This is a genomic window from Gordonia sp. NPDC127522, assembly GCF_042672305.1.
In the GTDB taxonomy this organism is placed as follows: domain Bacteria; phylum Actinomycetota; class Actinomycetes; order Mycobacteriales; family Mycobacteriaceae; genus Gordonia; species Gordonia hongkongensis.
Map to the genome: position 1 here is coordinate 47991 of NZ_JBHXVK010000024.1, position 9832 is coordinate 57822.

At 68.8% G+C, this 9832-nt stretch carries 4 protein-coding genes; all 4 read left to right on the forward strand.

The window, feature by feature from the left end; all coding sequences use genetic code 11:
• The first annotated feature begins 3 nt into the window (after positions 1-3).
• Positions 4-1074, forward strand: coding sequence for a glutathione S-transferase family protein (locus ACFVHY_RS22890; protein WP_390275638.1), 1071 nt, complete (start codon positions 4-6; stop codon positions 1072-1074).
• Positions 1071-1829, forward strand: coding sequence for a hypothetical protein (locus ACFVHY_RS22895; protein ID WP_058252736.1), 759 nt, complete (start codon positions 1071-1073; stop codon positions 1827-1829). Before ACFVHY_RS22890 ends, ACFVHY_RS22895 begins: the two co-directional genes overlap by 4 nt.
• On the forward strand, positions 1826-5761 hold the full coding sequence (locus tag ACFVHY_RS22900; RefSeq protein WP_390275639.1) for an ABC transporter transmembrane domain-containing protein: 3936 nt from the start codon (positions 1826-1828) through the stop codon (positions 5759-5761). Before ACFVHY_RS22895 ends, ACFVHY_RS22900 begins: the two co-directional genes overlap by 4 nt.
• A gap of 183 nt (positions 5762-5944) precedes the next feature.
• Entirely contained in the window at positions 5945-9787 is a 3843-nt protein-coding gene (locus ACFVHY_RS22905; protein WP_390275643.1) for a multifunctional oxoglutarate decarboxylase/oxoglutarate dehydrogenase thiamine pyrophosphate-binding subunit/dihydrolipoyllysine-residue succinyltransferase subunit, read from the forward strand.
• Positions 9788-9832 lie beyond the last annotated feature (45 nt).

The following is a 9832-nucleotide window of genomic DNA, read 5'->3' on the forward strand; positions in this document are numbered from 1 at the left end:
CCCATGAGCACAGAGTCCGAGCAGAGCACCGCGTCCGAGGGCGAACAGGGTTCGTACGTGATGACCGGCGAGGAGTTCGTCCGGGACACGAAGTACATCGAGACCCGCATCACCGCCGACGGCCGGGACGGCTATCCGGTGGAGGCCGGCCGGTATCGGCTCGTCGCAGCCAGGGCCTGCCCGTGGGCCAACCGGACCCTCATCGTGCGGCGGCTACTCGGCCTCGAGGACGCCATCTCGCTCGGGCTGTGCGGTCCCACGCACGACAAGAACTCGTGGACCTTCGACCTCGACCCCGGCGGAGTGGACCCGGTCCTGCAGATCCCGCGACTCAAGGACGCCTACGAGAAGCGGATCCCCGGCTATCCCAAAGGAATCACCGTCCCGGCGATGGTCGACGTGCCGACCGGCGAGGTCGTCACCAACGACTTCCCGCAGATCACCATCGACTTCTCGCTGGAATGGACCGCCTTCCACCGGGACGGCGCGCCGGAGCTCTACCCGAAGCATCTGCGCGACGAGATCGACGAGGTCAGCCACGGCATCTACACGGAGGTCAACAACGGCGTCTACCGCTGCGGATTCGCCGGCAGCCAGGAAGCCTACGACGCGGCGTACGACCGGTTGTTCACCAAACTCGACGAGTTGTCCGAGCGGTTGTCGACGCAGCGCTACCTGGTCGGCGACACCATCACCGAGGCCGACGTCCGGCTCTTCACCACCCTGGCGCGATTCGACGCGGTGTATCACGGCCACTTCAAGTGCAACCGGAGCAAGTTGAGCGAGATGCCGGTGCTGTGGGCCTACGCCCGGGACCTGTTCCAGACGCCCGGCTTCGGCGACACCACCGACTTCACCCAGATCAAACAGCACTACTACATCGTCCACACCGACGTGAATCCCACGCAGATCGTGCCGAAGGGCCCGGACCTCCGCGGCTGGCTCACCGCGCACCATCGCGACGACCTGGGCGGTCGCCCGTTCGGTGACGGCACACCCCCCGGTCCCCCACCACCGGCCGAGGTCGTGCCCGCAGCGCACTGGGTACCGACGGAACGAGCGGCGGCGGAATGAAAGACAAAGCGTCACAGGGACTTTCGGCAGACCACGGCCGCACGCCCCCCGGCAAGGCCGTCGAGGTGACCGGCGGCATCCTGGACCGGGCACAGCGACTGCAGGCACCCGCGGTGAAGAAGTACGTCGATTCATTGCGGCGGAAGTACCCCGACGACTCACCCGCGCAGATCATCGAGCGGCTCGAGAAGCGTTATCTGAACGCGGTCACCGGTTCCGGCGGCGCCGTCGGAGCGGCGGCCGCGGTGCCCGGTGTCGGCACGATGACCGCGTTCGGGGCGATGACCGGGGACACGGCGTTCTTCCTCGAGGCGTCGGCCCTGCTCGCGCTGTCGATCGCCGAGGTGCACGGCATCCCGGTGCACGAGTCCGAGCGTCGCAAGGCCCTGGTCATGACCGTCGCGCTGGGCGAAGAGGGTGTGCTGGCCCTCGGTCGCGTGGTCGGCACCGGAGGCGGTGCGCTGCGCCGGCTCGGTGGAGCCGCCCTGCCATCCGGTGCGATCACCAAACTGAACAAGACGCTGGTGAACAAACTCGTCAAGAAGTACGCGATCCGCCGGGCGCCGCTGATCTTCGGCAAGCTCATGCCGGCCGGTATCGGTGCGGTCATCGGTGGTGTGGGGAGTCGCGCCCTCGGCCGCAAGGTCGTCCACAACGCGCGCGAGGCGTTCGGGCCGGCACCCCGGACGTGGGTCATCGACGTCGACTTCAGTGAGGCACCCACCCCGGATCCGCTCCCGCCCGGTTCGTGGTGACCGCGGCGGCCGCACCGTCCCCGCAGTCGTCGGCAGCCACGCCCGGCTGGATCCGCCGGCTCCTCGGTGAGTCGTGGCGATACCGACGCGTCGTCGTCGTCACGATGATCTTCACCCTGGTCGCCGTCGGGGTGGACGTGCTGATGCCGCTGCTGACCAAGGCCGCGATCGACCACGCCACCGGCGTCGTCGACGACGGCCTCTCGCTACGCACCGTGATCATCGCGCTGGTCGTCTTCGCTGTCGTCCGTTACGCCTGCCATCTCGGCCGGCGAGTGTTCGCGGGACGGCTCGCGGTGAACGTGCAGAACACGCTGCGACTCCGACTCCTCGACACCCTGCTGCACCTCGACGGCCGCAGCCAGCACCAGATCCGCACCGGACAGATCGTGTCCCGGTCGATCTCCGACATCCAGGTCGTCCAGAGTCTGCTGGCCATGGCGCCACTGTCGTTGGGCGCCGCGGTGCAGATGGTAGTCGCCCTGGCCATCATGGCGTACCTGTCGCCGCTCCTGACCGGGGTGGCGTTGCTGATCGCCCCGCTCATCGCCCTCGAAGTGTGGCGTACCCGGCGCCGGCTGTTCGCGGCGACGTGGTCGGCGCAGCAGGCCGCCGCCGACGTCGCCCAGCACGTGGAGGAGACCGTCACCGGCGTGCGGGTCGTGAAGGGTTTCGGCCAGGAGGAACGCGCGGTCGACGACCTCGTCACCCGTTGCCGGACGGTGTTCGCTCGCCGACTCCGCGCCGCGCGGATCAATGCGCGGTTCGCCCCCACCCTGGCCGCCATCCCGCAACTGGGCATGGTCGGGGTGATCGTCGTGGGCGGCTACCTCACGATGACAGGCGCGATCACGGCCGGCACCTTCGTCGCGTTCAGCACGTACGTCGCCACCATGACCGGCATCGCCCGACTGCTGACGAACCTGATCGTCAACGCCCAGTTGGCGCGAGCGGCCGTCGAACGCGTCTACGACGTCATCGACCATCCCCACGATTCGGGCGACACCGCGACCGGCACGCTGCCCGACGGCCCCCTGGGCGTCGAACTGGATGGTGTGGGGTTCGCCCATCACACCCACGACGCCGACGATCCGCCCGCCGTGTTGTCCGGTATCGACCTGCGGATCGAGCCGGGTGAATGTGTGGCGATCGTGGGTCCGCCCGGTTCCGGCAAGTCGACCATCGCCGACCTGGTCAGCCGGTTCGAACGACCCGACTCCGGGTCGATCTCGCTGCTCGGCGAGAGCACCGGCGACGAGCCGTCCCGGACCCGGCACCGGATCGACGACCTCGCGCCCGAGGCGCTCCACCGTGCCGTCGCCGTCGTGTTCGACGAGCCGTTCCTGTTCTCCGACACGATCACCGCGAACATCGCGATGGGCCCGGCAGCCGCCGGGGCCGACACCGCCGACCGGGTTCGGGCGGCAGCCGCCGCGGCCGACGCCGCCGAATTCGTCGAGGCGCTCCCCGACGGATACGACACCGTCATCGGCGAACGCGGGCTCACCCTGTCGGGCGGGCAGCGTCAGCGCATCGCCCTGGCACGCGCCCTGTTCGCCGACCCCCGCATCCTCGTGCTCGACGACGCCACGTCCGCGGTGGACGCCACCACCGAGGCGCGCATCCTGGGCGGGCTCCGCGATCGCCGCGCCACGATGCTGGTCCTCGCCCATCGACGTTCGACGCTCGTCCTCGCCGATCGCATCGCGGTGCTCGACGACGGCCGGATCACCGCGCTGGGGACACTCGCCGAACTCGAGGCGACCTCACCGCGCTTCCGAGAGCTGATGTCGAGCACCACGCAACCGGCAACCGACGGCGTCCACGACGACATCCCCGGCGCGGCCGCGGTCGCCGACACCGCGCCACCGCTGCGCGGACCGGGCCCGACCGAGATCGAGAGCCTGTGGCCCAGCGTCGCTTCCGACTCGATCGACGTCGCGGCCCGGACCTCTCCGGCGATGGGGGCGGGCTCACGGACCGGTCGCGGCGGCGGCGTGGCCAGCGCGCTCGGTTCGATGCCGGCCACCCCCCAGCTCCAGGCCTCGGTGGACGCGCTCCCCCCTGCGGTCGAGCGGCCAGAGGTCGACGTCGCCGCCGCCCGACGCGAGAACCCGGTCTTCACCCTGCGCGGACTCCTCGCACCGGTCCGGTGGCTGCTCGCCGCCGCACTGCTCGCGATCGCCGTCGACACGCTCGTCGGCCTGGCCTTCCCGAGCATCGCCCGGGCGGTCATCGACTCGACCGGACACACCGAGGGGTCGACCCTGATGTGGGCCGCGGTCGGCGGCGTCGTACTGGTCGGAGTCGGCTGGGTCGCCGCGTCGTCGATGGCGATCACCTCGACCAGGGCCGGCGAACGGGTGCTGTTCGGACTGCGGATCCGCAGTTATGCCCACATCCAGCGCCTCGGACTCGACTACTACGAGCGCGAGCTGTCGGGCCGGATCATGACCCGGATGACGACCGACATCGATGCCTTGTCGACGTTCCTGCAAACCGGACTGACCTCGGCGATCGTGGCGGTGCTGACGCTCGTCGGCGTCGGTGTCGCGCTCCTGATCACCGGCCCGCTGCTCGGACTCCTGGTGCTGCCCGTCTTCCCCCTCCTGATCGCCGCGACGATCGTCTTCCGCCGCGTCGCGAGCCGCGCCTACACGCGCTCGCGCGAGCTGATCAGCGTCGTCAATGCGGACTTCCAGGAGAACATCGCCGGCATCAAGACCACGCAGACCTACCTGCGCACCGACGACGCCCAGGCCCGGTTCGCGCGTCGCTCCGGAGAATGGGTCGAGGCCCGGATGGTCTCGCAGCGGGCGATCGCCTCGTACTTCCCGCTCATCCAGCTCATGTCCGACATCGCGACCGCGATCGCGCTCGGCGTCGGCGCCGGGCAGGTGGCGTCGGGTTCGCTCTCGGCGGGCACACTCGTCGCCTTCGTCCTCTACCTGACGATGCTGTTCGGTCCGGTGCAACAGCTCTCGCAGGTCTTCGACGGCTACCAGCAGGCGGCCGTGGGGCTCCGCCGGATCGGCGACCTGCTGCGCACGCCGAGTTCGCTGCGCACCTCGGCGACAGCCGAGTCCCCGCCACACGGCGGGTTCGACGGCGTCGTCGACTTCGACCGGGTCGGATTCCGCTACCAGGGTTCGACGACGGATGCGTTGTCTGCCGTCGACCTGCACATCCCGGCCGGGTCGTCGCTTGCCCTCGTCGGCCGGACGGGCGCCGGCAAGTCGACGATCGTCAAGCTGCTGGCGCGCTTCTACGATCCGACCACCGGACGCGTCCTGGTCGACGGTACCGACATCGGCGACTACGAACTCGCTGGATACCGGCGGCGGCTCGGCCTCGTCCCGCAGGAGCCGCACCTGTTCACCGGCACCGTCGCCGAGAACATCGCCTACGGCCGGCCCGACGCCGATCGGGCCGCGATCGTCGACGCCGCCGCCGCGGTCGGCGCACTGCGCATGATCACCGCCCTGCCCGGTCGGATGAACCATCCCATCGGGGAACGCGGCCAGGGGCTGAGCTCGGGCCAGCGCCAGCTCATCGCGCTGGCCCGGGCCGAACTCGTCGAGCCCGATCTGCTGCTGCTCGACGAGGCGACCGCGACCCTCGACCAGGCCACCGAGGCGCAGGTCCTCGCCGCCGGTCGGGCGGTGACCCGGCACCGCACGTCGGTGATCGTCGCCCACCGACTGGCCACGGCCGCCCGCGCCGACACCATCGCGGTGGTCGACGGCGGACGGATCGTCGAACTCGGAACACACGAGGAGCTGCTCGCGTTGGGACAGAGGTACCGCGGCTTCTGGGATGCCGGTGTCGATCCCGACGAGCCGGCGGTGCCCCGCCCCGACTCACCCGCTCCGACCAGCGCACGGAGGGCCGCCACGACGGTCACGCGGGCCACCTCGGAACTGACTCCGTAGTAACAGGTCGGTAGGTGTGAGCGAGTCGACGACGCGTAGCATCGTCAGGTGGTTCACCGATAGTCTCCACAAGAGACGACGCGTGGCAGAGAACCCGGCACCTTCAGGGAATTGAGGCGAGATACCGCTGTGAGCAGCAGTTCGATTTCAGACTTCGGACAGAACACGTGGCTGGTCGAGGAAATGTACCAGCAATACAAAGAAGACCCGAACTCGGTCGACCCGAGTTGGCACGAACTACTGAAGAACTACGAACCCGGCGACAACGGTGGCTCCGCCCCGGCCGCCGCTCCGCCCTCGAATTCCGCAAAGCCCACTGCCGCAAAGACTTCGGCCACCACAGCGGCCACCTCGTCCTCCTCCTCGACCCCGAGTGCGTCGACCAACGGGTCGGCACGCAACACCTCCGCGCCGGCCACCGAGACCACGCCGCGCAAGCAGGTCACCCTGGATCAGACCCCGGCGCGCACGGCACCGCGCAAACCCACCCCCGCCAAGGAGTCGACCGCCACGAAGGCGGCGTCGGGGCACAGCGTCGCCAGCCGTGACGGGTCGGCCCGCTCGCAGCCCAAGCCCGAGGCGGGCAAGGCCGCCGCGCCCGAGGCCCAGAAGTCCGGGTCCGCGAAGTCGGACGCACAGAAGTCCGAGAGCGCCGACGGCAACAAGGTCCTGCGCGGTCCCGCCGCGGCCATCGCGAAGAACATGGCGCTGTCGTTGGAGATCCCGACGGCCACCAGCGTCCGTGCGGTGCCCGCCAAGGCGATGATCGACAACCGGATCGTCGTCAACAACCACCTCGCGCGGACCCGAGGCGGCAAGATCAGCTTCACCCACATCCTGGGTTACGCGATCGTGCAGGCCATCAAGGCGTTCCCGAACATGAACCGGCACTTCGCCGAGATCGACGGCAAGCCGAACGTCGTCACACCCGCGCACACCAACCTCGGCCTGGCCATCGACCTGGTCGGCAAGGATGGCAACCGCACCTTGGTCGTCGCCGCGATCAAGGAATGCGAGACGATGGGCTTCGCCGAGTTCTACACGGCGTACCAGGACATCGTCCGTCGCGCCCGCGACGGCAAGCTCGGCGCGGCCGACTTCTCCGGCGTCACCATCTCGCTCACCAACCCGGGCACGATCGGCACCGTGCACTCGGTGCCGCGCCTGATGAAGGGCCAGGGCGCCATCATCGGCGCCGGCGCGATGGAGTACCCGGCGGAGTTCCAGGGCGCGAGCGACGAGCAGATCGCCGAACTCGGCGTCGGCAAGCTCATGACGCTGACGTCGACCTACGATCACCGGATCATCCAGGGCGCGGAGTCGGGCGATTTCCTCCGCACCATCCACGAGCTGCTGATCGACGACGCCTTCTACGACGAGATCTTCACCGCGTTCCACGTGCCCTACGAGCCGATCCGCTGGCGTCGCGACCTGCCCGCCGGCCTCGTCGACAAGAGCACCCGCGTCCTCGAGCTGATCGCGGCCTACCGCAGCCGCGGCCACCTGATGGCCGACATCGATCCCCTCATGATGGACAGCGATGCGCGCAGCAGCCATCCGGATCTGGACATCCAGAACTACGGGCTGACCCTGTGGGATCTCGACCGCAGCTTCAAGGTCGGCGGCTTCCACGGCCAGGAGAAGATGAAGCTGCGGGACGTGTTGTCGATCCTGCGCGACGCGTACTGCCGGCACGTCGGTGTCGAGTACACCCACATCCTCGAGCCCGAGCAGCAGAAGTGGCTGCAGGAGCGCGTCGAGATCAAGCACGTCAAGCCGCCGGTCGGTGAGCAGAAGTACATCCTGAGCAAGCTGAACGCCGCCGAGGCGTTCGAGACGTTCCTGCAGACCAAGTACGTGGGGCAGAAGCGCTTCTCGCTCGAGGGCGCCGAGTCGGTCATCCCGATGATGGACGCGGTGATCGACCAGAGCGCCGAGCACAGCCTCTCCGAGGTGGTCATCGGCATGCCGCACCGCGGCCGTCTGAACGTGCTCGCCAACATCGTCGGCAAGCCGTACTCGAAGATCTTCACCGAGTTCGAGGGCAACCTGAACCCGTCGCAGGCGCACGGATCGGGCGACGTGAAGTACCACCTCGGCGCCGAGGGCAAGTACTACCAGATGTTCGGCGACAACGAGATCAACGTGTCGCTGACCGCCAACCCCAGCCACCTCGAGGCAGTCGACCCGGTGCTGGAGGGCCTGGTGCGCGCCAAGCAGGACCTCATGGACGAGGACGATCGCTTCCCGATCCTCCCGCTCATGCTGCACGGCGACGCGGCGTTCGCCGGTCAGGGTGTGGTCGCCGAGACGCTCAACATGGCGATGCTTCCCGGTTACCGCACCGGCGGCACCGTGCACATCGTGGTGAACAACCAGGTCGGCTTCACCACCGCACCGGAACACTCGCGCTCGACCGAGTACTGCACCGACGTGGCGAAGATGATCGGCGCACCGATCTTCCACGTCAACAGCGACGACCCCGAGGCCTGCGTCTGGGCCGCGAAGCTCGCCGTCGACTACCGCCAGGCGTTCCACAAGGACGTCGTCATCGACCTCGTGTGCTTCCGCCGTCGCGGACACAACGAGGGCGACGACCCCTCGATGACGCAACCGGCGATGTACGAGGTGATCGACACCAAGCGCGGCGTCCGCAAGAGCTACACCGAGGCCCTCATCGGCCGCGGTGACATCTCGACCAAGGAGGCCGAGGACGCTCTGCGCGACTACCAGGGACAGCTCGAGCGCGTCTTCAACGAGGTCAAGGAACTCGAGAAGTTCAGTGTCGAGCCGTCGCCCTCCGTCGAGGCCGACCAGACGCTGCCGACGAAGCTGGTGACCGCGGTCGACAGCAAGACGCTCGAGCTCATCGGCGACGCGTTCGTCAACGTGCCCGACGGTTTCACCCCGCACCCGCGTGTGAAGCCGGTCCTGGAGCGCCGCGCCGAGGCCGCCCGCAAGGGCAACATCGACTGGGCGTTCGCCGAACTGCTGGCGTTCGGGTCGCTGGTCATGGAGGGGCGCACCGTGCGTCTGTCCGGCCAGGACTCGCGTCGTGGCACCTTCACCCAGCGCCACTCGGTGCTCATCGACCGCAGCACCGGCTCGGAGTACACCCCCCTCAACCACCTGCAGCCCGCAGACGAGGAGAGCAACGGCGGCCGGTTCATGGTCTTCGACTCCCCGCTCTCGGAGTTCGCGGTCGTCGGCTTCGAGTACGGCTACTCCGTCGGCAACCCGGACGCCCTCGTGGTCTGGGAAGCGCAGTTCGGTGACTTCGTCAACGGCGCGCAGTCGATCATCGACGAGTTCATCTCCTCGGGCGAGGCCAAGTGGGGTCAGCTCTCCGACGTCGTGCTGCTGCTGCCGCACGGTCACGAGGGACAGGGACCCGACCACACCTCGGGCCGCATCGAGCGGTTCCTGCAGTTGTGCGCCGAGGGTTCGATGACGGTGGCGCTGCCGTCGACGCCGGCGAGCTACTTCCACCTGCTGCGCCGCCACGTGCTCGACGGCATCAGCCGTCCGCTCATCGTCTTCACCCCGAAGTCGATGCTGCGCAACAAGGCCGCGGTGAGCCCGGTGGAGGACTTCACCGAGGACAAGTTCCGTTCGGTGATCGACGACCCGCACTTCCTCAAGGACGGCGCGGACCGCAGCAAGGTCAAGCGGGTGTTGCTGGTGAGCGGCAAGCTGTACTACGAACTCGCCGCGCGTCGCGACAAGGAGAAGCGCGACGACATCGCGGTCGTCCGGATCGAGCAGCTTTACCCGGTGCCGCACCGTCGTCTCCGCGACACGCTCGAGAAGTACGAGAACGCCACCGAGTTCCGGTGGGTCCAGGAGGAGCCCGCGAACCAGGGTCCGTGGCCGTTCCTCGGCCTCTGGCTGCCCGAGGTGCTGCCGGAGCTGCTCGGCCGCCTGCGCCGGGTCTCGCGTCGCGCGATGTCCGCGCCGTCGTCGGGATCGAGCAAGGTCCACGCGGTGGAGCAGCAGGAGATCCTCGACGAGGCCTTCGGCGAGTAACCTGCCAGACGACGACTGCGGCCACCGACCCGAGCGGGTCGGTGG

Excerpts from the sequence above, each read along its gene's own strand:
- ACFVHY_RS22890 (WP_390275638.1), top strand. The coding sequence starts at position 4 with ATGAGCACAGAGTCCGAGCAGAGCACCGCGTCCGAGGGCGAACAGGGT.
- ACFVHY_RS22895 (WP_058252736.1), top strand. The coding sequence starts at position 1,071 with ATGAAAGACAAAGCGTCACAGGGACTTTCGGCAGACCACGGCCGCACG.
- ACFVHY_RS22905 (WP_390275643.1), top strand. The coding sequence starts at position 5,945 with ATGTACCAGCAATACAAAGAAGACCCGAACTCGGTCGACCCGAGTTGG.